The 26,137-nt window shown below is 51.7% G+C and carries 24 protein-coding genes and 2 pseudogenes; 14 read left to right on the top strand and 12 right to left on the bottom strand.

The window, feature by feature from the left end; genetic code table 11:
• Window positions 1-28: 28 nt before the first annotated feature.
• From EQY_RS0115110 to EQY_RS0115120, 3 genes and pseudogenes are all read right to left on the bottom strand, one after another.
• Window positions 29-226: pseudogene (locus EQY_RS0115110) on the bottom strand (enoyl-CoA hydratase/isomerase family protein); the annotation flags it as partial.
• Window positions 227-235: 9 nt separating this feature from the next.
• The gene (locus tag EQY_RS0115115) at window positions 236-1,078 is read right to left on the bottom strand and encodes a sugar phosphate isomerase/epimerase family protein (RefSeq protein WP_001205263.1); all 843 of its coding nucleotides are present in this window, start codon (window positions 1,076-1,078) and stop codon (window positions 236-238) included.
• A 9-nt stretch (window positions 1,079-1,087) separates the two neighbouring features.
• Window positions 1,088-1,879, bottom strand: coding sequence for a 3-ketoacyl-ACP reductase (locus EQY_RS0115120; RefSeq protein ID WP_000843399.1), 792 nt, complete (start codon window positions 1,877-1,879; stop codon window positions 1,088-1,090).
• A gap of 211 nt (window positions 1,880-2,090) precedes the next feature.
• Here EQY_RS0115120 and EQY_RS0115125 point away from each other — a divergent pair, with 211 nt between their 5' ends.
• On the top strand, window positions 2,091-2,738 hold the full coding sequence (locus EQY_RS0115125; RefSeq protein WP_010348212.1) for a TetR/AcrR family transcriptional regulator: 648 nt from the start codon (window positions 2,091-2,093) through the stop codon (window positions 2,736-2,738).
• On the opposite strand, the gene ytfB is transcribed toward EQY_RS0115125, so the two are convergent.
• Window positions 2,722-3,360, bottom strand: a complete 639-nt coding sequence (gene ytfB, locus EQY_RS0115130) for a cell division protein YtfB (protein WP_001119455.1) — start codon at window positions 3,358-3,360, stop codon at window positions 2,722-2,724. The two genes, EQY_RS0115125 and ytfB, sit on opposite strands and share 17 nt — an antisense overlap.
• 217 nt (window positions 3,361-3,577) lie before the next feature.
• Here ytfB and bamJ point away from each other — a divergent pair, with 217 nt between their 5' ends.
• Complete coding sequence (gene bamJ / locus EQY_RS0115135; RefSeq protein WP_000211237.1) at window positions 3,578-4,198, top strand: BamJ family beta-barrel-assembly machinery protein; 621 nt, start codon at window positions 3,578-3,580, stop codon at window positions 4,196-4,198.
• Between the two features lie 308 nt (window positions 4,199-4,506).
• Window positions 4,507-5,919, top strand: a complete 1,413-nt coding sequence (cycA, locus tag EQY_RS0115140; RefSeq protein ID WP_000228360.1) for a D-serine/D-alanine/glycine transporter — start codon at window positions 4,507-4,509, stop codon at window positions 5,917-5,919.
• A gap of 44 nt (window positions 5,920-5,963) precedes the next feature.
• Here cycA and ytfE read toward each other — a convergent pair whose 3' ends face one another.
• The 3 genes from ytfE to qorB all read right to left on the bottom strand — a co-directional run bounded on the left by ytfE (window position 5,964) and on the right by qorB (window position 8,668).
• Window positions 5,964-6,626 carry an iron-sulfur cluster repair protein YtfE gene (ytfE, locus tag EQY_RS0115145; RefSeq protein WP_000331449.1) on the bottom strand — a complete coding sequence of 221 codons (663 nt, stop codon included), beginning with the start codon at window positions 6,624-6,626 and terminating at the stop codon, window positions 5,964-5,966.
• A 107-nt stretch (window positions 6,627-6,733) separates the two neighbouring features.
• Entirely contained in the window at window positions 6,734-7,699 is a 966-nt protein-coding gene (locus EQY_RS0115150) for a DMT family transporter (protein ID WP_024212604.1), read from the bottom strand.
• Window positions 7,700-7,807: 108 nt separating this feature from the next.
• Window positions 7,808-8,668: an NAD(P)H:quinone oxidoreductase gene (qorB, locus tag EQY_RS0115155; protein ID WP_000560596.1), complete on the bottom strand. Its 861-nt coding sequence runs from the start codon at window positions 8,666-8,668 to the stop codon at window positions 7,808-7,810.
• A gap of 88 nt (window positions 8,669-8,756) precedes the next feature.
• Between qorB and EQY_RS0115160 the strand changes: the two genes are divergently transcribed.
• Window positions 8,757-9,137: a winged helix-turn-helix transcriptional regulator gene (locus EQY_RS0115160; protein ID WP_024212605.1), complete on the top strand. Its 381-nt coding sequence runs from the start codon at window positions 8,757-8,759 to the stop codon at window positions 9,135-9,137.
• A gap of 128 nt (window positions 9,138-9,265) precedes the next feature.
• On the opposite strand, the gene cpdB is transcribed toward EQY_RS0115160, so the two are convergent.
• On the bottom strand, window positions 9,266-11,209 hold the full coding sequence (cpdB, locus tag EQY_RS0115165; protein ID WP_000238255.1) for a 2',3'-cyclic-nucleotide 2'-phosphodiesterase: 1,944 nt from the start codon (window positions 11,207-11,209) through the stop codon (window positions 9,266-9,268).
• Window positions 11,210-11,379: 170 nt separating this feature from the next.
• On the opposite strand from cpdB, the gene cysQ reads away from it, so the two are divergent.
• On the top strand, window positions 11,380-12,120 hold the full coding sequence (gene cysQ / locus EQY_RS0115170; RefSeq protein ID WP_000893402.1) for a 3'(2'),5'-bisphosphate nucleotidase CysQ: 741 nt from the start codon (window positions 11,380-11,382) through the stop codon (window positions 12,118-12,120).
• On the opposite strand, the gene EQY_RS0115175 is transcribed toward cysQ, so the two are convergent.
• Complete coding sequence (locus EQY_RS0115175) at window positions 12,110-12,667, bottom strand: YtfJ family protein (protein WP_000175265.1); 558 nt, start codon at window positions 12,665-12,667, stop codon at window positions 12,110-12,112. The genes cysQ and EQY_RS0115175 overlap by 11 nt on opposite strands.
• Before the next feature lie 324 nt (window positions 12,668-12,991).
• On the opposite strand from EQY_RS0115175, the gene EQY_RS0115180 reads away from it, so the two are divergent.
• Complete coding sequence (locus tag EQY_RS0115180; RefSeq protein WP_000689228.1) at window positions 12,992-13,198, top strand: DUF1107 domain-containing protein; 207 nt, start codon at window positions 12,992-12,994, stop codon at window positions 13,196-13,198.
• A gap of 59 nt (window positions 13,199-13,257) precedes the next feature.
• Here the strand turns inward: EQY_RS0115180 and paeA are convergent, their stop codons facing one another.
• Window positions 13,258-14,601 (bottom strand): polyamine export protein PaeA, encoded by a 1,344-nt coding sequence (paeA, locus tag EQY_RS0115185; protein WP_000935031.1) that lies wholly within the window; start codon window positions 14,599-14,601, stop codon window positions 13,258-13,260.
• 187 nt (window positions 14,602-14,788) lie between these two features.
• Window positions 14,789-15,427: a peptide-methionine (S)-S-oxide reductase MsrA gene (msrA, locus tag EQY_RS0115190; RefSeq protein ID WP_000051459.1), complete on the bottom strand. Its 639-nt coding sequence runs from the start codon at window positions 15,425-15,427 to the stop codon at window positions 14,789-14,791.
• Between the two features lie 204 nt (window positions 15,428-15,631).
• Between msrA and tamA the strand changes: the two genes are divergently transcribed.
• The 5 genes from tamA (at window position 15,632) to chpB (ending at window position 22,291) form a co-directional block, all read left to right on the top strand.
• Window positions 15,632-17,365 carry an autotransporter assembly complex protein TamA gene (gene tamA, locus EQY_RS0115200; RefSeq protein ID WP_001269287.1) on the top strand — a complete coding sequence of 578 codons (1,734 nt, stop codon included), beginning with the start codon at window positions 15,632-15,634 and terminating at the stop codon, window positions 17,363-17,365.
• Window positions 17,362-21,141: an autotransporter assembly complex protein TamB gene (tamB, locus tag EQY_RS0115205; RefSeq protein WP_000060803.1), complete on the top strand. Its 3,780-nt coding sequence runs from the start codon at window positions 17,362-17,364 to the stop codon at window positions 21,139-21,141. Before tamA ends, tamB begins: the two co-directional genes overlap by 4 nt.
• 2 nt (window positions 21,142-21,143) lie before the next feature.
• On the top strand, window positions 21,144-21,488 hold the full coding sequence (locus EQY_RS0115210; RefSeq protein WP_001219162.1) for a gamma-glutamylcyclotransferase family protein: 345 nt from the start codon (window positions 21,144-21,146) through the stop codon (window positions 21,486-21,488).
• Window positions 21,489-21,695: 207 nt separating this feature from the next.
• Entirely contained in the window at window positions 21,696-21,947 is a 252-nt protein-coding gene (gene chpS / locus EQY_RS0115215) for a type II toxin-antitoxin system antitoxin ChpS (RefSeq protein ID WP_001223205.1), read from the top strand.
• Entirely contained in the window at window positions 21,941-22,291 is a 351-nt protein-coding gene (gene chpB / locus EQY_RS0115220) for an endoribonuclease toxin ChpB (RefSeq protein WP_000239582.1), read from the top strand. Before chpS ends, chpB begins: the two co-directional genes overlap by 7 nt.
• Before the next feature lie 78 nt (window positions 22,292-22,369).
• Here chpB and ppa read toward each other — a convergent pair whose 3' ends face one another.
• A complete protein-coding gene (ppa, locus tag EQY_RS0115225) occupies window positions 22,370-22,900 on the bottom strand; it encodes an inorganic diphosphatase (protein ID WP_000055074.1) in 531 nt (176 codons plus the stop codon).
• A 308-nt stretch (window positions 22,901-23,208) separates the two neighbouring features.
• Between ppa and ytfQ the strand changes: the two genes are divergently transcribed.
• From ytfQ to EQY_RS0115240, 3 genes and pseudogenes are all read left to right on the top strand, one after another.
• Window positions 23,209-24,165 (top strand): galactofuranose ABC transporter substrate-binding protein YtfQ, encoded by a 957-nt coding sequence (gene ytfQ / locus EQY_RS0115230; protein ID WP_000265953.1) that lies wholly within the window; start codon window positions 23,209-23,211, stop codon window positions 24,163-24,165.
• Between the two features lie 212 nt (window positions 24,166-24,377).
• Window positions 24,378-25,880: a galactofuranose ABC transporter, ATP-binding protein YtfR gene (gene ytfR / locus EQY_RS0115235; protein ID WP_000205843.1), complete on the top strand. Its 1,503-nt coding sequence runs from the start codon at window positions 24,378-24,380 to the stop codon at window positions 25,878-25,880.
• Window positions 25,881-25,893: 13 nt separating this feature from the next.
• Window positions 25,894-26,137, top strand: a pseudogene (locus tag EQY_RS0115240) (ABC transporter permease); the annotation flags it as partial.

Consider the following 26,137-nt stretch of genomic DNA (forward strand, 5'->3'; position numbering starts at 1 on the left):
CTAAATCAGTAAGTTGGCAGCATCACCCACCGCCCGCACAAAAGAATTTATCGCCGGTTGCCGTTAATTCGACTAATCGTAATGTGGTGTCGTTTTCAATTTCATTTAAATAATGGTCGAGAGATTCAATCATCTCTTCGTTAATAGCATGACATTTATCTTCACGGTTCAACGTCAGGCGGCAGGAAGCCGCCGCTCTGCTGAACAGAACGGGTTGGTCACTCATGATTATTCCTTAGCAATAATGCGCGATGCGATCGACGCTAATATCCAGCGTGCTGTTAATATCTTTCTGCCACCAGTACGGTGAGAATATTTCCAGTTCAATAGCGCCATTAAATCCGGCGTTTTCAACCAGTCGACGAATTGACGGAATATTTATCACGCCATCTCCCGGCATTCCCCGGTCATTGACCAGATCGGTAGTCGGCACTAACCAGTCGGAAACATGAAACGCGAGAATACGTTTTCCGGCGCGCAGGATCTGGCTGGCCAGATCCGGATCCCACCAGACATGGTAAACATCCACAGCCACGCCGAGGCCAAATTCGCCATCGGGATCGAGTTCATCACACCAGTCCAGCGCCTGGCGTAACGTGCACAGGCAAGAGCGATCGGCAGCAGTCATCGGGTGCAGCGGCTCCAGCGCAATTGGCACGCCGACATCTTTCGAATGTGGCAGCAGCTGGCGAATCCCTTGTTTCACTTGTTCTCGCGCTTCATATAGATCTTTAGTGCCCGTTGGCAGACCGCCAACCACCTGCATATAACAGGCGGCGTTCAGCACCGCTGCGTCGTCCAGCGCCCGGCGGTTATCATCAATTGCCAGTTTGCGTTCCGCCAGCGTCGGCGCGGTGTAGTAGGTGCTACGGCATAAACCGGAAACGCGCATGTTATTGACGGCAAGCTGGCGGGCGATCTGCTGAAGATCTTCACCCTGCAACTCTCTGCGCCAGGGGGCGATCGCACCGATACCGCGTGCGGCACAGGCATCAATAATGGCGGGCAGCGGCACTTTATAGCCCAGCGTCGCGGTATTGATACTGAATAAATCCGGGCGTTGTAACAGATCTCTCATGGTTTAGCCTCAGAAGCGCGGCATACTTAAGCCACCGTCGATGGCGACTGCCTGACCACAGGTGTAAATCAGTTTGCCTTCCGCCATCGCGCGGACAGTGGAGGCGATATCCGCCGGATAACCCCAACGTCCCCACGGCACCAGTCCTTTGGCAATCAATTCGTCGTAATAAGCCGTTGCCGGAATAGTCATATCGGTTTTGATGAGACCAGGGCGCACTTCATAGACGCCAATTTGTTCGTTGCAAAGGCGAGCAGCAAACAGACGAGCAGCGGCAGAAACGGCGGTTTTGGCAATTGTGTATTCGCCGCGATTCATCGCCAGCATGATGGCGTTGATGGAACTGACAAAAATAATTGAGCGGTGCGGGAATTCTGTTTCTGGTTTTGGCTGTGCGAGCAGACGTTTACTGAATGCCTGTGCGAGGAAGAACGGCGCGCGGGTATTAATGGCAATGTTTTGGTCGAAGCTGTCCGGTTCGAGGTCGAGAAGGTCACCGCGCTTTTTCACTGAAATGCCCGCGTTATTGAGCAGGCAGTCCAGACGCCCCCACTGATTTTGCGCCGCGTCGAGCATCTCTTCATGCAGGGAGAGATCGCCAACATCGGCAGGGAAGCAAATCACTTCCACGCCTTCTGCCATACATTCCTGTTGCGTGGCATGTAATTTTTCTACGCTGTCGGCATCGGGGCGATCGTTAATCAACAGATTAAATCCGCCACGGGCAAGCTCCAGCGCGCACCCCTTACCAATGCCACGTGCGGCTCCAGTGATGACGGCAACAGGACGAGTGGATTTCATACAATAGCTCTCTTTTTGAATATTGTTTCCCTAAGTGACGATTAGCTTGCGACGTGCGGCAAGAAAGATCAACCATCTGGTTGGTTGATATGCGATAGTGATCACAGGACATTTGATAACCCGATGAAAGTACAAGTTTTTAGCCTTTTTACTGGAGCTTCTAATTAATCGGGTTAAGATAGTCATCTTGAAGAGGTCGTGGGGAAGCGTTATGTATCTTGATACCAGCAACGTACAGAGCCTGAAGGAAAAGCTGCTGTTATGTGCGGTTAATGAATTTGCCGAATATGGTTACGAAGGAGCCAGAGTCGATAATATTGTTAAGGCCGCAGGGTGCAGTAAACAGACGGTTTATCACCACTTTGGTAATAAAGAAAATTTATTTATCGAAGTGCTGGAATATACCTGGAACGATATTCGACAAAAAGAAAAATCCCTGGATGTTTCAGGTCTTCCTCCACAAAAAGCAATTGAAAAAATCATCGATTTTACCTGGGATTATTACATTGCTAACCCCTGGTTTTTAAAAATTGTGCATAGTGAAAACCAGAGCAAAGGTGTGCATTATGCAAAATCACAGCGTCTTTTAGAAATTAACCATGCGCACTTGCAGTTAATGGAATCTTTGTTGGCTGAAGGGAAGAGACTCAATATTTTTAAGCCAGATATCGACCCGTTGCAGGTGAATATTAATATTGCCGCGCTTGGGGGATATTATTTGATCAACCAGCATACGCTTGGCCTGGTTTATCACATCAGTATGGTTTCACCCCAGGCACTGGAAGCCAGACGTAAGGTCATCAAAGAGACAATCCTTAGCTGGCTTCTCGTTGACCCTTCATCTACCGCGCACGAATAAAACTGCCATCCGGCTGGCGGGTAAACAGAACCTGTTGATTATTCCCCGTATCAATGGTTAAGCCCGTCACTACGCCGCTGGCGTTCTGGCGGATTTTCACCATCTGCCCGTTTTGCAAATTACTCAGTGGCTTACCCGCGCCTTCTACCTGCGCCATCGCATAGACATCGGTGGCGGGTAGTCCGTGGTCGCGGAATAGCTGCGCCATCGTTTTACCTGGTTCGACACGATAAGAGCGCCACTGATTATCTATTCCACTATCTGGCTGGAATGGTTGCGTTTGCGAGGTTTGTGGCTGATCTTCCGGTTGGCCTTCCTGTATCGGTTCAGGGGCGACCGGAGCCACCTGATCAGGATCATTTTGTGGTGTGACTAATTGCGCCCGCAGCTGTTCTTCTGTCGGCGGTTGTGATTGCGACTGAATATCTAACTGCGCTTCACGCGTCACTACCGGCGCGTTGGGCGTATCATCAGATGGAAGCAGAAATCCGACCACCAATATAATGGCGGCAATAATGATCCCCCGACGATGCATCGGCGGCAGCGGGTCCATGAAGCGAAAATTGTCCGGCGCGTGCCAGACTTTCTCCAGGGTTGGTTTTAGTTCAAAGCGCCCGGGCATGGTTTCCTCCTGCTCCGCGTCTTGTTCCTCAATCATAGCCTATGAATAAGCTAACGCTATGATGTCCGTGGTAAACCCGCCTTTATTATATTCATACGGGATATTGCTATTGTTTCTTTTTCCCCGGGATTTGTCATCATTCCCGCGACAAAGTTTTACCCAAAGAAGTGTGGCTGATATGCTGCCCGCTACTTTATACCCGAAGAAAGGAAATACGATGACCACCCCAACTTTTGACACCATCGAAGCGCAAGCAAGCTATGGTATAGGTTTGCAGGTAGGGCAACAACTGAGTGAATCTGGCCTGCAAGGGTTGCTGCCAGAAGCACTGGTTGCAGGCATTGCCGATGCACTGGAAGGTAAACATCCGGCTGTTCCGGTTGATGTGGTGCACCGCGCGCTGCGTGAAATTCACGAACGTGCCGATGCCGTTCGTCGTCAGCGTTTCCAGGCGATGGCTGCTGAAGGTGTGAAATACCTGGAAGAAAACGCTAAAAAAGAGGGTGTGAATAGCACCGAATCTGGCCTGCAATTCCGCGTGATCAACCAGGGTGAAGGCGCAATACCGGCACGTACCGACCGCGTTCGTGTTCATTACACCGGTAAATTGATCGACGGTACTGTATTTGACAGTTCCGTTGCCCGTGGCGAACCGGCTGAATTCCCGGTTAACGGCGTGATCCCTGGCTGGATTGAAGCACTGACTCTGATGCCGGTAGGTTCTAAATGGGAACTGACCATCCCGCAGGAACTGGCATATGGCGAGCGCGGCGCTGGCGCCTCCATCCCTCCGTTCAGCACCCTGGTGTTTGAAGTCGAACTGCTGGAAATCCTCTAAGCAGCGCATTCTGTTCCCCTCGAACCAGAGGGGAGCAGGCATTCAGCAATAAACCCTTCAGTTTGCCAAACGACGCTATTTTGTGTTGAAAAGACCCCGTAAGCGTGTATTTTTGTGAGCTGTTTCGCGTTATCACCGTGATATGACACCCACTTTAAACATAAAATTAACATTAGATCTAAATCTTAGTATTCATCCCGCGTATTGTTACCTAATATCGATGAGTCCCGATACAGATTCGTCGTATCATAGACTGACTAAAGGCCGCAGAGCCTGAACAACACAGACAGGTACAGGAAGAAAAAAACATGGTAGATCAGGTAAAAGTCGTTGCCGATGATCAGGCTCCGGCTGAACAGTCGCTACGGCGCAATCTCACAAACCGACATATTCAGCTTATTGCCATTGGCGGTGCCATAGGTACAGGGTTGTTTATGGGTTCCGGTAAAACAATCAGTCTTGCCGGGCCGTCGATCATTTTCGTTTATATGATCATTGGTTTTATGCTCTTTTTCGTGATGCGGGCAATGGGGGAATTGCTGCTTTCGAATCTGGAATACAAATCTTTTAGTGACTTCGCTTCCGATTTATTGGGACCGTGGGCAGGATATTTCACTGGCTGGACCTATTGGTTCTGTTGGGTGGTTACCGGTATGGCGGATGTTGTCGCTATTACCGCTTATGCGCAGTTCTGGTTCCCTGGGCTTTCCGACTGGGTGGCGTCGCTGTCGGTGATCATTCTGTTGCTGGTTCTTAATCTCGCCACCGTGAAAATGTTTGGTGAGATGGAGTTCTGGTTTGCGATGATCAAAATCGTCGCCATCGTGTCGCTGATTGTCGTTGGTCTGATCATGGTGATGATGCACTTCCAGTCTCCGACCGGTGTGGAAGCGTCGTTCGCGCATTTGTGGAATGACGGCGGCTGGTTCCCGAAAGGCTTAAGCGGCTTCTTTGCCGGATTCCAGATTGCGGTTTTCGCTTTCGTGGGGATTGAACTGGTCGGTACAACGGCTGCGGAAACGAAAGATCCGGAGAAATCACTGCCACGCGCGATTAACTCCATTCCGATCCGCATCATTATGTTCTACGTCTTCGCGCTAATTGTAATTATGTCTGTGACGCCGTGGAGTTCTGTGGTCGCGGAGAAAAGCCCGTTTGTTGAACTGTTTGTGTTGGTAGGTTTGCCTGCTGCTGCCAGCGTAATTAACTTTGTGGTGCTGACCTCTGCGGCGTCTTCCGCTAACAGCGGCGTATTCTCTACCAGCCGTATGCTGTTTGGTCTGGCGCAGGAAGGCGTCGCGCCGAAAGCATTCGCTAAACTCTCTAAACGCGCAGTACCCGCGAAAGGGCTGACCTTCTCTTGCATCTGTCTGCTCGGCGGCGTGGTGATGTTGTACGTGAATCCAAGCGTGATTGGTGCGTTCACGATGATCACAACCGTTTCCGCGATTCTGTTTATGTTTGTCTGGACGATTATCCTTTGTTCGTACCTGGTGTACCGCAAACAACGTCCGCACCTGCATGAGAAGTCGATCTACAAGATGCCGCTCGGCAAGCTGATGTGTTGGGTATGTATGGCGTTCTTTGTATTCGTCATCGTGCTGCTGACGCTGGAAGAGGACACCCGCCAGGCGCTGCTGGTTACCCCGCTGTGGTTTATCGCGCTGGGGTTGGGCTGGTTGTTTATTGGTAAGAAGCGGGCTGCTGAACTGCGGAAATAACCGCATTATCATGCTGGATGGCGCAATGCCATCCAGCTTTTAGATCACTCACCTGCCAGCGCGCGTGGGAACAGTACATTGTTTTCCAGACTGATGTGATCCATCAGGTCATCAATCAGTTCATTAATGCCGTTATACATCGCTTTCCAGGTGGTGCAGGCTTCCGGCGGCGGTGTGACGTTATTGGTCGTGTGTTTAATCACTTCCAGCAGTTCGCCCGCTTCATCGTGCTCGCTTTCCATCACACTGATAGGCCCCATTGCCTGGCTACCCATGCCTTGTTTAATCATCGGGAAGAGAATTTGCTCTTCTTTCATCATATGGCTGGAAAGCTCTTCATGCAGCATGGTCAGGTATTTTGTCAGCCCTTTTGGCACGCTCGGTTTGTCGGCGTGAACGCGCTCTACTTTGGTGGCTTGCAGAATCAGTTCCGGCAGTTGTTCGCGGTGACGATCGTGGTAGCGCACGATGATATGGTCGATGATTTCTGCCAGCGGGGCGCTACGCCAGTCTTTCTCAATCGGTTGTTCAGCAAGCTTTGCCAGTTCGGCTTCAATGACGTCAACATCCAGCTCTTTACGTGCCGCCGCGCGCGCCAGCGTCTGCTTACCGCCGCAGCAGTAATCCATATCATATTTACGAAACAGAGCCGAAGCGCGAGGAATAGAGAGCGCCAGTTCACCTAAAGGTTGGTCGCGATAAGCCATAGCTGATACCTCATTCTTAATAAGATAAGGTGCATTTTAAATGCATCTTTAAGGCAAATGCTATAACCCTTACGTAGCAGAGGCTTATTTAACTCACAGCCAGCATGTCAACTTTCTGAGACAGATTCAGTTAAAGGTTTTTCCGGTTTTGCTCTGACTGCAATGACCACGCCAACCACTAACAGCACGATACCGCTCAGCGTCATCAGCGGCGGCATTTGCTGGCGGAGTAAAAAGGTGTACAGCAAACCTGCCAGCGTTTCGAAAACAATCAACGGCCCGAGAATCACGGTTGGTAATCGCTGGCTGGCGACGTTCCAGCAGAGTGCGCCGACCCATGAGCAAAGCACGGCTATCGCAATCATCAGACTAATAAACACCAGCGGGCGGGGGCCAAAGGGTAGGGAGAAGTCCGGCGTTTGCGTATTCAGCCAGTAACAAGCGACGAGATAGCCGATAAGTGAAACCGGCAGTGTGACCAGCGCCTGCGCCGTTGCCCACATCATCGGATGTTTGTCGGGATTTTCCCGCAGCCAGCGGGCGTTGCGCAGGGCATACCATGCCCAGCAGACCACGGAAACTAACGCCAGCACGATGCCAGAGGTATAACGTGCCCAGTCAAAATCGGGGAGTCCGTGGTTTAACTCAGCAATATTCACACACGCCAGGCCGATGCCAATACAAATCAGTGCCGGGGCGAGTCTTCCCCACGCGAGTTTGCCGTCGCGCTGGCTATAAAGCAGATTGGCAAAGACAGGAATCACCACCGGCAGGGTGCCGATAATCATCGTGGAAACAGGCGCGCCAGTACGTTGAATGGCACTGGCAAGGCAGAAGTAATAAATGAGGTTGCCCATCATAGTGAGCATCAAGGCGGTAAGCCAGTCCCGACGCGCCAACTGACGCAAACGCACGCGTCCCAGCCAGGCAATGGGTAGCGCAATTAACCCTAACGCCAGATAACGCCCCATCGACTGCAACATCGCCGGGTATTCCGGCACAATCAACGGCCCGACAAAAATAAGCCCCCACATCAACCCTGCTAACAGGGCGTACAGCACGCCGCTAATCATTACTGGCATCCATTGATCTGTCAGAAGAAACGTTCAGGAAGCAGACATGATTGCTCCCGGCATCCCGTCATTATCAGAGAGGATGCGGGAGGATGCCACTTTAATTAACTAGTTATTAACATTAAACAGATTGCTTACGCTTTCGGCTAACGTTGTCGTTGGGCGACCAATTAGTTTACTCAGCGTTTTGCTGTCATCAAACAGACCGCCTTTTGACGCGCCAACGTCAGAATCCGCCAGCATATCCGCCAGTCCGTCGGGCAGTCCGACGCTTTTCAGCGCAGCGGCGAAATCGGCTTCGCTCAGATTTTGATAGGTAACCTGTTTGCCGCTCTGTTTGCTTAGCTCTGCCGCTAACTGTGTCAGCGTCCAGGCGCTGTCGCCCGCCAGTTCGTAAACCTTGCCTTCGTGACCAGCTTCGCTAATCACGCGCGCGGCAGCGGCTGCATAATCTGCCCGCGTTGCTGAGGCAATGTTGCCATCGCCCGCCGCACCGATAAATACGCCGTGCTCCAGTGCTGCCGGGGCGCTGGCAAGGTAGTTCTCGGTATACCAGCCGTTGCGCAGCAGGGTATAAGCGATGCCAGAATTAGCCAGCATTTTCTCCGTCTCGATGTGCTCATCGGCGAGGCCGAGCGGGGAGGTATCTGCATGTAGCAGGCTGGTATAAGCGATAAATTTCACGCCAGCCGTCTTTGCGGCATTAATAACATTACGATGCTGCGGGGCACGTTGACCCACTTCGCTGGAAGAGATCAGCAGTAGTTTTTCCACTCCCTGAAGTGCAGATGTCAGTGCGGCTTCATCGCCGTAGTCAGCCTGACGCACGGTAATGCCTTGTGCTGCCAGGGCCTGGGCTTTTGCCGGATTACGAACGATAGCCACTATTTGGCTGGCAGGAACGGTTTTCACCAGGGACTCAATAACATAGTGACCAAGTTGGCCGGTTGCGCCGGTAATAGCAATCATGGGATGCCTCCATCGGTTTGTCTTGTGTTTAAATACGCTAACACCTAAACTTACTTTTAGTAAGTACGCACAAAAAGGTAAGTATGAAATGAGTCAGGTTAGTCTGTCGCAACAACTGAAAGAGGGAAATCTCTTCGCTGAACAGTGCCCGTCGCGCGAGGTGCTGAAACACGTCACCAGCCGTTGGGGAGTGTTGATTCTGGTGGCGCTGCGTGAAGGCACTCATCGTTTTAGCGACCTGCGCCGTAAAATGGGCGGGGTGAGTGAAAAGATGCTTGCGCAGTCGTTACAGGCGCTGGAGCAGGATGGTTTTGTTAACCGTATCTCGTATCCGGTGGTGCCGCCGCATGTGGAATATAGCCTCACGCCGCTGGGCGAGCAGGTGAGTGAAAAGGTTGCTGCACTGGCGGACTGGATTGAGTTGAATTTGCCCGAGGTGCTGGCGGTGCGGGATGAACGTGTGGCATAACTGCCGGATGCGCTGCGCTTATCCGGCCTACGGTGCATGGCTTGTAGGGCGGATAAGATACGGTAGCATCGCATCCGCCAATAAATGCCGGATGCGGTTGATGATTTGTAGGCCGAAAAAGATGTCTATTACTGACTCAAATCCACCTGATAAATCGCAAACCCGATATCATCGGTCGCGACTTTATTCATCGGATACTGCCCCTTCTCTTTAATAAACGCTGCGGCTTTATCTGACGGAGAGGTTTCGAAACGGATATCCAGTTTCTTATCGCCGGGGATCGGTGCCAAACGCCAGTTGTTATCTGCTGCCGGGTGAATTTCCCCCGCACGCTTCGACTCTTCAGCAATCCACGCTGCCAGCACCGAGCGGTTCTCATCCGGAGAAGCAAAAGCAATATGGCTATCGCCGGTTCCGGCAAATTTGCCGCCATAAGCACGATAGTTATTGGTGGCAACGAGGAACATCGCGTTCGGATCAATCGGTTTGCCGTTAAAGGTCAGGTTCTTAATCCTTTCCGCATTGGCATTAATCACCTGACATTCACCGTCATAGCGGGCGGGCTGGGTGACGTCAATCTGGTAATTCACGCCATCAATAACATCAAAGTTATAGGTGCGGAAACCGTCCCAGTTAATTAAAGACTGCGGTTGAGTGCTGTTGGGATCAATCTGGTTAAACTGTCCAGCGGAGCACTCCAGCCACTCTTTCACCTCTTTACCGCTGGCTTTTACCACAATCAGCGTATTGGGGTAGAGATAAAGATCGGCGGCGTTGCGGAAGGTTAGCTGACCTTTTTCCACTTCAACATAGCTGGCAGGGTCATTTTTGCGACCGCCAACTTTAAACGGCGCGGCAGCAGAGAGCACCGGCAGTTTTGCCAGATCCGGATCGCCCTGAATGTAACGTTCGACATACGCTTTCTGCGCGTTGTTCACCACCTGAACGGTCGGATCGTCCTGCACCAGCGCCAGATAGCTATACATATTGTCGGCAGATTTTCCGATAGGTTTGCTGACAAACTGGCGGGTGGCATCGTGATCGGCTTTCAGCGTTTCGACCAGCTTGCTGTCTTCTGCAGCCAGTGATTTTTTGTTGGCGATGTCGTAAATCGGTCGTGCTTCCGCTTTTGCCTGCGTCACCTGCCATTTACCGCTGTCATTACTGAGTTGCAGATCGACCACACCGAGATGATCGCCCCACATGCCAGGCATCACTGCCGGAACACCGTTCAGCGTACCTTTGGCGATATCAGCCCCTTTGATATCAGCAAAATCTTTACTCGGGAAAACGGCGTGAGCATGGCCAAACATAATGGCGTCAACGCCAGGAATTTCACTGAGATAATAAACTGAGTTTTCCGCCATCACTTTATACGGGTCGGCAGACAAACCAGAGTGCGCCAGAACGACAACAACATCGGCACCTTTCTCGCGCATTTCCGGAACATACTTGCGCACTGTTTCAGTGATATCGTTAACGGTAACTTTGCCGGATAAATTGGCTTTATCCCAGCCCATGATTTGCGGTGGCACAATACCGATGTAGCCAATCTTCAGCATCTGTTTGTTACCGTCTTTATCGACTACTTCGGTGTCTTTAATTAAATACGGTGTGAACATCGGCTGTTTGGTTTTAGTGTCGATGACGTTGGCATTCACATAGGGGAAATTCGCTCCCGCCAGCGCATTTTTCAGGTAATCCAGACCGTAGTTAAACTCGTGGTTGCCAAGCGTGCCGACGGTATAATCCAGCGTATTCAGCGCCTTATAGACCGGATGAACATCACCCGCTTTTAATCCTTTCGCCGACATGTAATCCGCCAGCGGGCTACCCTGGATCAGGTCACCGTTATCGACCAGTACGCTATTTTTCACTTCATTGCGCGCGTCATTAATCAGGCTCGCAGTGCGTACCAGTCCAAATTTTTCTGTGGATGTATCTTTGTAATAATCGAAATCCATCATGTTGCTATGCAAATCAGAGGTTTCCATTATGCGGAGATCGACTGTTGCCGCATTCACACTGGCGGCAATCAGCGTAGCAAGAAGCGTTGCACTAAACTTAACCATCTGGGCATCCTTTTATGAACGAGAAGATGAGACGTCTTTCATACGGAGCGTGAAGGATGCCATAAATAATAAATCAGGAAACGATGACGCCATCACAGTTGGCGGATTCTTTAACGATAGGGTATAAGTAAAACAACAAGTTAACACCACTGAAACAAAAGAGGTGGAGAATGTTAGAACAAGTATGTCAACTCGCACGGAATGCGGGCGATGCCATTATGCAGGTCTACGACGGGACAAAACCGATGGACGTCGTCAGCAAAGCGGATAACTCACCGGTGACGGCGGCGGACATTGCCGCGCACACCGTAATCATGGACGGTTTACGTACACTAACGCCGGATATTCCGGTTCTTTCCGAAGAAGATCCTCCCGGTTGGGAAGTCCGCCAGCACTGGCAACGTTACTGGCTGGTAGATCCGCTGGACGGCACCAAAGAGTTTATTAAACGAAATGGTGAATTTACCGTTAACATTGCGCTGATTGACAAAGGCAAACCGGTATTAGGTGTGGTGTATGCGCCGGTAATGAACGTCATGTACAGCGCGGCGGAAGGCAAAGCCTGGAAAGAAGAGTGCGGCGTGCGCAAGCAGATTCAGGTACGCGACGCCCGTCCGCCGCTGGTGGTCATTAGCCGTTCCCATGCGGATGCCGAGCTGAAAGAGTATCTGCAACAGCTTGGTGAACACCAGACGACATCTATCGGCTCTTCACTGAAATTCTGCCTGGTGGCGGAAGGTCAGGCGCAGCTCTACCCGCGTTTCGGGCCGACGAATATTTGGGATACCGCTGCCGGTCATGCCGTGGCCGCCGCCGCCGGAGCACACGTTCACGACTGGCAGGGTAAACCGCTGGATTACACTCCGCGCGAATCCTTCCTGAATCCTGGATTCCGGGTTTCTATTTATTAAGCAATTTTTGCAGCAAGTCCATGACTTGCTGCACTTCTTGCTGGGTTAACGCCCCGTCCTTCGCCCATTGCACGCGACCGTCTTTATCCAGCACTGCAATGGAAGAACTCTCTTCATCCAGTTGCCAGGCTCCGCGTGCGACGCCATTACTGTCGACAATAAACTGCGACCACGGATAGAGCTTTTTATTGCTCTCCAGGCTGCTGCGCACAAACATACCTGAGCCGGGAATAGCGTCGTCGGTGTTGACAATGGTGGTGGTCTGGTAGCGGTCGTGCGGCAATTTCGCCGATTTAATTGCTTCAATCAGCGTCGCATTTTTCTCTTTTGCGGAGGTGCGACCGGCAATATGTTGCAGTACTCGCACTTTTCCCGCTAACTGCGCACTGTTCCAGGTTTTGTAGCTAAACTGATCTTTATCAAACACCAACTCGCCACGATCGGTAATACCAATCGGCGGTACGCGCTGACCAGTTTCGAATTTATGCGCGGAGGCCATCATCGGCAGTAGCAAGCAAGTCAGCGCGAGGATCTTGCGTAGGGTCATAGTGTTTCCTTCTTATCGTATGCAGGTGATCCGACCACTTGGGTCTGGCTTTTAATCATATGTGCTATTTATCGAATTTCCCGCAAGTGCGGTGCCAGTTTGCGGACAAGCGCACAAATCATATGAAAAATGAATGTTTATACTGAAGATTGTGGTTAGGTGAAGAGATAATTCTGAATAATTGTAACAGTGGGGTAAAAAAATTTATACACGCTGGAAACATTACCCCGATAGTCTATAGTCATTAGGCATTAAAATTTGCGCCTCATAATAGTTGGGCCGATTGTGGCACCGCAAAGGCGTAATACTCAGCAGGAGACAACAATGAAAATTTTCCAACGGTACAACCCACTTCAGGTGGCGAAGTACGTGAAGATCCTGTTCCGTGGACGGTTATACATCAAGGACGTTGGCGCTTTTGAATTTGATAAGGGTAAGATTCTTATCCCAAAAGTGAAGGATAAACTGCATTTGTCAGTGATGTCCGAAGTTAACCGTCAGGTTATGCGTCTGCAAACAGAGATGGCTTAACCAAGTGCTATGCAGTAATAAGACGGCTCCTGATTCAGGAGCCGTTGATGTTTCTGGGGTTATGCGACGCTTTCTTCTTTATCTTTGGCGTCAGGCAGTTTTGGCGAAAGGGCGGTGGCTTTACTGTCGATTCGCGTAACCAGTAGCTGGTCGATGCGGTAGTTATCAATATCCACCACTTCAAATTTGTAACCGGAGAACTTCACCGAATCAGTGCGTTTCGGGATCTTACGCAACATAAACATCATAAAGCCGCCGATGGTTTCGTAGTTGCCCGACTGCGGGAACTCGTCGATATCCAGCACGCGCATCACGTCGTCAATCGGCGTACCGCCATCGATTAGCCATGAATTCTCATCACGCGCCACAATCTGTTCTTCCAGCCCCTGACCGACCAGATCGCCCATCAACGTGGTCATCACGTCGTTGAGGGTGATGATCCCCACCACCAGTGCGTACTCGTTCATGATTACCGCAAAGTCTTCACCCGCAGCTTTAAAACTTTCCAGCGCCTCAGAGAGGGTCAGCGTATCAGGCACGATCAGCGTATTGCGAATTTGCACGCCGCTGTTCAGTGCCAGGCTTTGATTGGCCAGCACGCGGTTCAGCAGATCTTTTGAATCGACATAACCGATAATGTGATCGATATCTTCATTACAGACGAGGAATTTCGAGTGCGGATGCTCCGCCACTTTATTCTTCAGGCTTTGCTCATCTTCATGGAGATCGAACCAAATCACGTTTTCACGCGGCGTCATGGAAGACGGCACGGTACGGGATTCCAGTTCAAACACGTTTTCGATCAGTTCGTGTTCCTGTTTACGCAATACCCCAGCCAGCGCACCGGCCTCCACGACTGCGTAGATGTCATCAGATGTGATGTCATCTTTACGTACCATTGGCAATTTAAAGATACGGAAGATCATGTTCGCCAGGCCGTTGAAAAACCACACCAGAGGGGTGCAGACGAACAGGCAGAAGCGCATCGGGTTGATGATACGCAAAGCCACAGCTTCTGGCGCAATCATACCGATGCGTTTCGGGGTTAAATCCGCAAACAGAATAAACATGCCAGTCACTAACGAGAAAGAGAGAATAAAGCTCAGTTGCTCAGAGAGTTCCGCCGATATATAGCGGGAGAACAGGCTATTAAAAGCCGGAGAGAACGCCGCATCACCGACGATACCGCCGAGTATTGCCACCGCGTTCAGACCAATTTGCACCACGGTAAAGAACATGCCGGGATTTTCCTGCATATCCAGAACGCGCTGGGCGTTTATATTGCCTTCATCAGCCAGCAGTTTAAGTTTGATTTTGCGTGAGGCGGCAAGCGAGATCTCGGATATCGAGAAGAACGCACTCACAGCGATCAAGCAGAGTATGACTAAAATACTGTTTAACATATCTTATCCGACCGTTCAGGTCAGATCCTCGGAAGGGGAAGTTGATTAATTTGTGTGAAATACACATTGAAAGCCGGTTCGAAGAGAGTGAACCGACATTTTCAGTGGCTAGTATAGCGTAAGGTACTGTAAAGTCGCCAGAGGGTTAAATTTTTGCTTCATTTCGCTTTAGTTCGGCCTTTTATTGCTACGCTTCAGGCGGCAGGCAAACGCCGATCCCACCAATTCCGCAATAACCATACGGGTTTTTATGCAGATATTGCTGGTGGTCATCTTCGGCATAATAAAACGGTGTCGCGTTAGCGATTTCCGTGGTGATGTGACGATCGTCATCGGCGGCAAGCATCGCGGCCTGGAAACGTTCCAGACTGGCGCGGGCGGCAGCATCCTGTTCTGGTGTTAGCGGATAAATCGCGGAACGATACTGCGTGCCATGGTCATTGCCCTGACGCATCCCTTGTGCGGGATCGTGATTCTCCCAGAATACTTGTAACAGTTGTTCGTAGCTGATCACTGACGGATCGTAAACCACGCGTACCGCTTCGGCGTGGCCGGTATCACCAGAACACACTTCCCGATAAGTCGGGTTTGGCGTGTAGCCGCCGGTATAACCTGCGGCGGTGCTGTAAACACCGGGAAGTTGCCAGAAAAGGCGTTCCACGCCCCAGAAACAGCCCATAGCAAAAATGGCGATTTCCATTCCGTCAGGCACATTTGTCATTGAGTGACCGTTGACTGCATTCAACGTGGCTACGGGCATCGGGGTATTACGTCCAGGAAGGGCATCGGCGGGGGAAACCAGATGCTTTTTATCAAATAAACTCATGGTATCGCTCTCCCGAAATCGGTCTTTGGGGTTTAGGTTGTAACAAGAGACGTATTTGCACACAATAACTCTCGTGAATGTGTATAAAGTAAAACATAAGAAATATTTTGGATTTAGTCTGCTTTTAAATCCATATTGCTGGTTTTTTGTTAAGCCGTTTAACGGGGTTCCAGGGGCAGGAACAAAGGATATTCAGGAGAAAATGTGCGCTATATCCGACAGTTATGTTGTGTAAGCTTATTCTGCTTTGGTGGTTCTGCTATCGCCGCGAACGTCCGTCTACAGGTCGAAGGGTTATCAGGACAGCTGGAAAAAAATGTTCGTGCACAGCTTTCTACGATTGAAAGTGATGAAGTGACGCCAGACCGGCGATTTCGCGCGCGTGTCGATGATGCCATCCGCGAAGGCCTGAAGGCGCTGGGCTATTACCAGCCGACCATTGAATTTGATCTCCGACCACCGCCAGAGAAAGGGCGACAGGTTTTGATCGCCAAAGTCACGCCCGGCGTACCCATTTTGATTGGCGGCACCGATGTTGTGCTGCGCGGTGGTGCACGGACCGATAAAGACTATTTGAAGTTGCTCGATACTCGCCCGGCTATAGGCACGGTGCTGAATCAGGGTGACTACGAAAATTTCAAAAAGTCCTTAACCAGCATCGCGTTGCGCAAAGGCTATTTCGATAGTGAATTTACCAAAGCCCAGTTGGGTATTGCACTTGGCTTGCATAAAGCCTACTGGGATATTGATTACAACAGTGGCGAACGCTACCGCTTTGGGCATGTGACCTTCGAAGGCTCACAGATCCGCGATGAGTATCTGCAAAACCTTGTTCCGTTTAAAGAAGGTGATGAATACGAGTCAAAAGACCTGGCAGAGCTGAACCGCCGTCTCTCCGCCACTGGTTGGTTTAACTCGGTGGTGGTCGCACCGCAGTTTGATAAAGCGCGAGAAACAAAAGTATTGCCGCTTACCGGCGTCGTTTCGCCGCGCACGGAAAATACGATTGAAACCGGGGTAGGGTACTCAACGGACGTAGGTCCACGTGTTAAAGCGACGTGGAAAAAGCCGTGGATGAACTCTTACGGTCACAGCCTGACCACCAGCACAAGTATCTCTGCACCGGAACAGACTCTCGACTTTAGCTATAAAATGCCGCTGCTTAAGAACCCGCTGGAACAATATTATCTGGTACAGGGCGGTTTTAAGCGCACCGATCTGAACGATACGGAATCCGACTCTACAACTCTGGTGGCCTCCCGTTATTGGGATCTCTCCAGCGGCTGGCAGCGCGCCATTAACTTACGCTGGAGTCTTGACCACTTTACCCAGGGTGAAATTACCAACACCACGATGCTGTTTTATCCAGGCGTGATGATTAGCCGCACGCGTTCACGCGGCGGCCTGATGCCGACCTGGGGCGACTCGCAACGCTACTCAATCGACTATTCAAACACGGCCTGGGGCTCGGACGTCGATTTCTCTGTGTTTCAGGCGCAAAACGTCTGGATACGCACACTCTACGATCGCCATCGTTTTGTCACGCGCGGCACGTTGGGCTGGATTGAAACGGGTGACTTCGACAAAGTGCCGCCTGATCTGCGTTTCTTTGCCGGGGGTGACCGTAGCATTCGCGGCTATAAATACAAATCTATTGCGCCGAAATACGCCAATGGTGACCTGAAAGGGGCATCAAAACTGATAACCGGATCGCTGGAGTATCAGTACAACGTGACCGGAAAATGGTGGGGCGCGGTGTTTGTCGATAGCGGCGAAGCGGTAAGCGATATTCGCCGCAGTGACTTTAAAACTGGCACCGGGGTTGGCGTGCGCTGGGAATCGCCAGTCGGGCCGATCAAGCTCGATTTCGCGGTTCCGGTCGCTGACAAAGACGAGCATGGTTTACAGTTTTACATCGGTCTGGGGCCAGAATTATGAGTTTATGGAAAAAAATCAGCCTCGGCGCGGTTGTCGTCCTCTTACTGTTGCTGGGATCGGTGGCATTTCTGGTGGGCACCACCAGTGGTTTGCATCTGGTATTTAAAGCGGCAGATCGCTGGGTGCCAGGGCTGGATATCGGTAAGGTGACCGGCGGCTGGAGCGACCTTACTCTGTCTGACGTTCGTTATGAGCAGCCAGGTGTGGCGGTTAAAGCGGGTAATCTGCATCTGGCGGTCGGGCTGGAGTGCCTGTGGGACAGCAGTATTTGTATTAATGACCTGGCGCTGAAAGACATTCAGGTCAACATCGACAGCAAAAAAATGCCCCCTTCAGAACAGGTTGAAGAAGAGGAAGACAGCGGCCCGCTGGATCTCTCCACGCCATATCCCATCACCCTGACGCGGGTGGCGCTGGATAACGTCAATATCAAAATTGATGACACCACGGTGTCGGTGATGGACTTCACCTCCGGTCTGAACTGGCAGGAGAAAACCCTGACCCTGAAACCGACATCGCTGAAAGGCCTGCTGATTGCCTTGCCGAAAGTGGCGGAAGTGGCGCAGGAAGAAGTCGTTGAACCGAAAATTGAAAATCCGCAGCCGGATGAAAAACCGCTCGGCGAAACGCTGAAAGATCTCTTTTCTCGCCCGGTATTGCCGGAAATGACCGACGTGCATTTGCCGCTCAACCTGAATATTGAAGAGTTTAAGGGCGAGCAATTGCGCGTGACGGGCGACACGGACATCACCGTGCGCACCATGCTGCTGAAAGTGAGCAGTATTGACGGCAATACCAAACTGGACGCGCTGGATATCGACTCTAACCAGGGGATCGTTAACGCCAGCGGTACGGCGCAGCTGTCCGGTAACTGGCCGGTGGATATCACCCTCAACAGCACACTGAACGTGGAGCCGTTGAAGGGTGAAAAAGTGAAGCTGAAAGTGGGCGGTGCGCTGCGCGAACAACTGGAGATTGGCGTTAACCTTTCTGGTCAGGTGGATATGGATCTGCGTGCTCAGACGCGGCTGGCGGAGGCTGGACTGCCGCTCAATGTCGAAGTCAACAGCAAGCAACTTTACTGGCCGTTTACCGGCGAGAAACAGTATCAGGCGGACGATCTGAAACTGAAACTCACCGGCAAAATGACCGATTACACGCTCTCTATGCGCACGGCAGTGAAGGGACAGGAGATCCCGCCAGCCACCATTACCCTCGATGCGAAAGGTAATGAACAGCAGGTGAATCTCGACAAACTCACCGTCGCGGCGCTGGAAGGGAAAACTGAGTTGAAAGCGTTGCTCGACTGGCAGCAGGCGATTAGCTGGCGTGGTGAGTTAACGCTTAACGGCATTAACACCGCGAAAGAGTTTCCGGACTGGCCGTCGAAACTCAATGGTTTGATCAAAACGCGCGGCAGCCTGTACGGCGGCACCTGGCAGATGGACGTGCCGGAGTTGAAGCTGACTGGTAACGTTAAACAGAACAAAGTGAACGTTGACGGTACGCTGAAAGGCAACAGTTATATGCAGTGGATGATCCCTGGTCTGCATCTGGAACTGGGATCTAACAGTGCCGAAGTGAAAGGTGAACTGGGAGTAAAAGATCTCAATCTTGATGCCACGATCAACGCGCCGGGTCTGGATAACGCGCTGCCAGGGCTGGGCGGTACAGCGAAAGGGTTGGTGAAGGTTCGCGGTACGGTGGACGCGCCGCAGTTGCTGGCGGATATCACCGCGCGCAGCCTGCGCTGGCAGGAACTCTCCGTGGCGCAGGTTCGCGTGGAAGGCGATATAAAATCCACCGATCAGATTGCGGGTAAACTCGATGTGCGCGTTGAGCAAATTTCGCAGCCGGATGTGAATATCAACCTCGTCACCCTGAATGCGAAAGGCAGCGAAAAGCAGCACGAGCTACAAGTGCGGATTCAGGGCGAGCCGGTTTCCGGACAGCTCAATCTGGCGGGCAGTTTTGATCGCAAAGAAGAACGCTGGAAGGGAACGCTGAGTAATACCCGCTTCCAGACGCCAGTCGGCCCGTGGTCGCTGACCCGCGATATTGCGCTGGATTACCGCAATCAGGAGCAAAAAATCAGCATCGGGCCGCACTGCTGGGTAAACCCGAACGCGGAACTGTGCGTGCCGCAAACCATTGATGCCGGGGCTGAAGGGCGTGCGGTGGTAAATCTCAATCGTTTCGACCTGGCCATGCTGAAACCGTTTATGCCGGAAACCACTCAGGCAAGCGGCATCTTTACAGGTAAAGCAGACGTTGCCTGGGACACCACCAAAGAAGGGCTGCCGCAGGGTAGCATCACCCTTTCCGGGCGTAACGTGCAGGTGACGCAAACTGTCAACGACGCGGCGCTGCCGGTGGCGTTTCAGACACTGAATCTGACGGCGGAACTGCGCAACAACCGCGCTGAACTGGGCTGGACCATCCGCCTGACTAATAATGGTCAGTTCGATGGTCAGGTGCAGGTGACCGATCCACAAGGCCGCCGCAATCTCGGTGGCAACGTCAACATCCGCAACTTTAACCTCGCGATGGTAAACCCCATCTTTACGCGTGGGGAAAAAGCGGCGGGGATGGTGAGTGCTAATTTACGTCTGGGCGGTGATGTACAAAGTCCGCAGCTTTTTGGTCAGCTCCAGGTTACGGGTGTGGATATCGATGGCAACTTTATGCCGTTTGATATGCAGCCGAGCCAGCTTGCGGTCAACTTTAACGGTATGCGCTCGACGCTTGCGGGCACCGTGCGAACCCAGCAGGGTGACATTTACCTGAACGGGGATGCAGACTGGAGTCAGATTGAAAACTGGCGCGCGCGGGTGACGGCAAAAGGCAGTAAGGTGCGGATCACCGTACCGCCGATGGTGCGTATGGATGTGTCGCCAGATGTCGTATTCGAAGCCACACCAAGCCTGTTTACCCTTGATGGTCGCGTTGACGTACCGTGGGCGCGCATTGTGGTGCACGATCTGCCAGAAAGTGCGGTGGGCGTCTCCAGCGATGTCGTGATGCTCAACGATAACCTACAACCGGAGGAGGCGAAAACTGCGTCGATTCCGATTAACAGCAACCTGATTGTCCACGTCGGCAACAATGTGCGCATTGATGCCTTTGGCCTGAAAGCGCGGCTGACGGGCGATCTCAATGTCGTACAGGACAAACAGGGACTGGGGCTGAACGGACAGATCAACATTCCGGAAGGTCGCTTCCATGCCTATGGTCAGGATCTGATCGTTCGCAAAGGCGAGTTGCTGTTCTCTGGTCCACCGGATCAACCGTATCTTAATATCGAAGCAATTCGTAACCCGGATGCTACAGAAGACGACGTAATCGCCGGTGTTCGCGTCACCGGACTGGCGGATGAACCGAAAGCGGAGATCTTCTCTGACCCGGCGATGTCGCAACAGGCTGCGTTGTCTTACTTGTTGCGTGGACAAGGGCTGGAAAGCGATCAGAGCGACAGCGCGGCGATGACCTCGATGCTGATTGGTCTGGGGGTTGCACAAAGTGGTCAGATTGTGGGTAAAATCGGCGAGACATTTGGCGTAAGTAATTTAGCTCTCGACACCGAGGGAGTAGGCGACTCCTCCCAGGTGGTGGTCAGCGGCTATGTATTACCAGGTCTACAAGTGAAATACGGCGTGGGGATATTTGACTCTATAGCAACACTCACGTTACGTTATCGCCTGATGCCAAAGCTATATCTGGAAGCCGTGTCTGGTGTAGATCAGGCACTGGATTTGCTCTATCAGTTCGAGTTTTAGCGATGCGAATATTTGTCTACGGCAGTTTACGTCACAAACAAGGCAACAGCCACTGGATGACCAATGCCCAGTTGCTGGGCGATTTCAGTATCGATAACTATCAACTGTACAGCCTGGGCCACTATCCAGGCGCAGTTCCGGGCAACGGAACGGTACACGGTGAAGTTTATCGTATTGACAACGCCACGCTGGCCGAACTTGATGCCTTGCGCACCAGGGGCGGTGAATACGCGCGCCAGTTGATTCAGACGCCGTACGGGAGTGCATGGATGTACGTTTATCAACGACCCGTCGATGGATTAACGCTGATTGAAAGCGGCGACTGGTTAGACAGGGATAAGTCATAATATAAACACGCCACCTTCGGGTGGCGTTGTTTTTTCGAGGTATCTCGCATTCTTTTTTGTAACTTCCCCGCCTGTTTCTTTTCCTTCCGAGCCGCTTTCCATATCTGTTAACGCATAAAAAACTCTGCTGGTGTTCACAAATGCGCAGGGGTAAAACGTTTCCTGTCGCACCGTGAGTTATACTTTGTATAACCTAAGGAGGTGCGGATGCGTATAACCATAAAAAAATGGGGGAACAGTGCAGGTATGGTCATTCCCAATATTGTGATGAAAGAGCTTAACTTGCAGCCGGGGCAGAGCGTTGAGGCACAGGTGAGCAACAATCAACTGATTCTGACCCCCATCTCCAGGCGCTACTCGCTTGATGAACTGCTGATGCAGTGCGACATGAACGCCCCGGAACTTAGCGAGCAGGATGTCTGGGGTAAATCCACCCCTGCGGGTGACGAAATATGGTAAAGAAAAGTGAATTTGAACGGGGAGACATTGTGCTGGTCGGCTTTGATCCAGCAAGCGGCCATGAACAGCAAGGTGCTGGTCGGCCTGCGCTTGTGCTCTCCGTTCAAGCCTTTAATCAACTGGGAATGACGTTGGTTGCTCCCATTACTCAGGGCGGAAATTTTGCCCGTTATGCCGGATTTAGCGTTCCGTTACATTGCGAAGAAGGCGATGTGTATGGCGTGGTATTGGTGAATCAGGTACGAATGATGGATTTACGCGCCCGTCAGGCAAAACGTATTGGTCTGGCTGCGGACGAGGTGGTGGAAGACGTGTTATTACGTTTGCAGGCGGTGATAGAATAAGATGTGTTTATTTATCGCGGACATAAAAAACCCTTACTAACCGAAGCCCGGCGTTCAGGGTTATTGCGCTAGAAGAACTTATTTATTCTTTGCGCGCTCGAAGGAAGCAACGATTTCAGCTTTAGCGGCTTCGGCGTTATCCCAGCCGTCAACTTTAACCCATTTGCCTTTTTCGAGGTCTTTGTAGTGCTCGAAGAAGTGAGCGATCTGAGCCTTCAGCAGTTCCGGCAGATCGTTAACGTCTTTGATGTGATCGTATTCTTTGCTCAGCTTGCTGTGCGGAACAGCAACCAGTTTCGCATCTTCACCGGCTTCGTCGGTCATTTTCAGAACGCCAACCGGACGGCAACGGATCACAGAACCCGGCTGCAGCGGGTACGGAGTCGGAACCAGTACGTCAACCGGGTCACCGTCCAGAGACAGGGTGTGGTTGATGTAACCGTAGTTGCACGGATAGAACATCGCGGTGGACATGAAGCGGTCAACGAACAGTGCGCCGCTCTCTTTGTCGATTTCGTATTTGATCGGATCTGCGTTAGCCGGGATTTCGATAACAACGTAGATGTCTTCCGGCAGATCTTTACCCGCAGGGACGTTGAGTAAGCTCATGTCTGTTTCCTTTAAAATATGTGGCAAACAAGTGCCGAGTATTATAGCCAACTCGCGCCGAATGTCTTCGCTTGTTTTCGTCCTCATATTCCTTTTTCGCCAGTTTTAAGACGGCTTGTGGAGCAGGAAAATCCATAACCGTAGCCGCATTTTTCATAGTGATATGAAAGCGATTACAAACTTGTGATTAACGTTTTATTTACTTTTTTGAAGTGTGATGTAACGCAATCCGTTACATAACGAATTGTCTATAGTTTTTTCGCGAACATCTTTTCACCAATAATAACTATCCCGACGAGGACAACCCTATGTGGAAACGCTTACTTGTAGTCTCTGCAGTCTCGGCAGCCATGTCGTCTATGGTGTTGGCCGCTCCATTAACCGTAGGATTTTCGCAGGTCGGATCAGAATCCGGCTGGCGCGCCGCAGAAACCAACGTGGCGAAAAGTGAGGCCGAAAAACGCGGTATCACGCTGAAAATTGCCGATGGTCAGCAAAAGCAGGAAAACCAGATTAAAGCGGTACGTTCCTTTGTTGCACAAGGGGTAGATGCAATCTTTATTGCTCCAGTGGTGGCGACGGGTTGGGAACCGGTATTAAAAGAGGCGAAAGATGCCGAAATTCCGGTCTTTTTGCTCGACCGTTCCATCGACGTGAAAGACAAATCTCTCTATATGACCACCGTTACTGCCGACAACATTCTGGAAGGCAAGTTGATTGGTGACTGGCTGGTGAAAGAGGTCAACGGTAAACCATGTAACGTGGTTGAGTTGCAGGGTACTGTTGGGGCAAGTGTTGCCATCGACCGTAAAAAAGGCTTTGCCGAAGCTATTAAGAATGCGCCAAACATCAAAATCATCCGCTCACAGTCCGGTGACTTCACCCGCAGTAAAGGCAAAGAAGTTATGGAGAGCTTTATCAAAGCGGAAAACAACGGCAAAAATATCTGCATGGTTTACGCCCATAACGACGACATGGTGATTGGTGCAATTCAGGCAATTAAAGAAGCGGGCCTGAAACCGGGTAAAGATATCCTCACGGGTTCCATTGACGGCGTACCGGATATCTACAAAGCGATGATTGATGGCGAAGCGAACGCCAGCGTTGAACTGACGCCGAATATGGCAGGCCCCGCTTTTGATGCGCTGGAGAAATACAAAAAAGACGGCACTATGCCTGAAAAGTTGACCCTGACCAAATCCACCCTTTACCTGCCTGATACTGCAAAAGAAGAGTTAGAGAAGAAGAAAAATATGGGGTATTGAGGGACATCAATACCTGATGCCAACTTGTACGCCGCCGGATAAGGCGTTTAGGCCGCATCCGGCGGTTGTGCAGTACCGGACTTAACACCATGCACAATCTGTCCCCTCGCCCCTTCGGGGAGAGGGTTAGGGTGAGGGGGACAAACGGCGCAGCTCTTAACATCAGGCACGATCTATTCCCAGACTTTTAGAGCGTGGCTAAGGGGGAAACCATGACGACCGACCAACACCAGGAAATCCTCCGTACCGAAGGATTAAGTAAATTTTTCCCCGGCGTCAAAGCGTTAGACAGCGTCGACTTCAGCCTACGGCGCGGTGAAATTATGGCGCTGCTCGGTGAAAACGGAGCCGGTAAATCGACGCTGATCAAAGCACTTACCGGTGTCTACCACGCCGATCGCGGTACTATCTGGTTGGATGGTCAGACTATTTCACCAAAAAACACCGCCCACGCACAACAACTTGGCATCGGCACCGTCTATCAGGAAGTCAACCTGTTACCCAACATGTCGGTAGCCGACAATCTATTCATAGGCCGCGAACCCAGGCGTTTTGGCCTGCTACGCCGTAAAGAGATGGAAAAGCGCGCTACAGAACTGATGGCATCGTATGGCTTCTCCCTCGACGTGCGTGAACCGCTCAACCGTTTTTCGGTGGCGATGCAGCAAATCGTCGCCATTTGTCGGGCTATCGCTCTCTCCGCCAAAGTGCTGATCCTTGATGAACCTACCGCCAGCCTCGACACTCAGGAAGTAGAGTTGCTGTTTGGCCTGATGCGCCAGTTGCGCGATCGCGGCGTCAGCCTGATCTTTGTTACGCACTTTCTCGATCAGGTTTATCAAGTCAGCGATCGGATCACCGTCTTACGCAACGGCAACTTCGTTGGCTGTCGGGAAACCCGCGAGCTACCGCAGATCGAACTGGTCAAAATGATGCTTGGGCGCGAACTCGACACCCACGCGCTACAACGTGCCGGGCGGACATTACTTAGCGACAAACCCGTTGCCGCGTTCAAAAATTACGGTAAAAAAGGCACGATCGCACCGTTTGATCTCGAAGTACGCCCCGGCGAGATCGTCGGTCTGGCAGGATTGCTGGGATCAGGGCGTACCGAAACCGCTGAAGTTATCTTCGGTATCAAACCCGCTGACAGCGGTACTGCGCTGATCAAAGGCCAACCACAAACCCTGCGATCGCCACATCAGGCTTCAGTACTGGGCATTGGTTTTTGTCCGGAAGACAGGAAAACCGATGGCATCATCGCCGCCGCCTCGGTGCGGGAAAATATCATCCTGGCGCTACAGGCCCAGCGCGGCTGGCTGCGACCAATTTCCCGCAAAGAACAGCAAGAGATTGCCGAACGTTTTATCCGCCAGCTTGGCATTCGCACACCTTCAACTGAACAACCGATAGAGTTTCTCTCTGGTGGCAATCAGCAAAAAGTGTTGCTCTCACGCTGGCTGCTGACTCGTCCGCAATTTCTGATCCTCGACGAGCCAACGCGCGGCATTGACGTTGGCGCCCATGCTGAGATCATCCGCCTGATTGAAACGCTGTGTGCCGATGGCCTGGCGCTGCTGGTGATCTCCTCAGAACTGGAAGAGCTGGTGGGCTATGCCGATCGGGTGATCATCATGCGCGATCGCAAACAGGTGGCGGAGATCCCGCTGGCAGAGCTTTCCGTTCCGGCGATCATGAATGCCATTGCGGCGTAAGGAGAACAGTGTGATGCCTCAATCTCTCCCTGACACCGCGTCGTCGAAAAGGCGTTTTCGCTGGCCGACGGGAATGCCGCAACTGGCGGCGCTGTTGCTGGTGTTGCTGGTCGATAGTCTGGTCGCCCCACATTTCTGGCAGGTGGTACTTCAGGATGGGCGTTTGTTCGGTAGCCCCATCGACATTCTTAACCGTGCAGCACCCGTTGCGCTGTTGGCGATTGGCATGACGCTGGTGATCGCCACTGGCGGGGTTG

It is taken from the genome of Escherichia sp. TW14182, from assembly GCF_000208525.1.
Classification (GTDB): Bacteria; Pseudomonadota; Gammaproteobacteria; order Enterobacterales; family Enterobacteriaceae; genus Escherichia; species Escherichia ruysiae.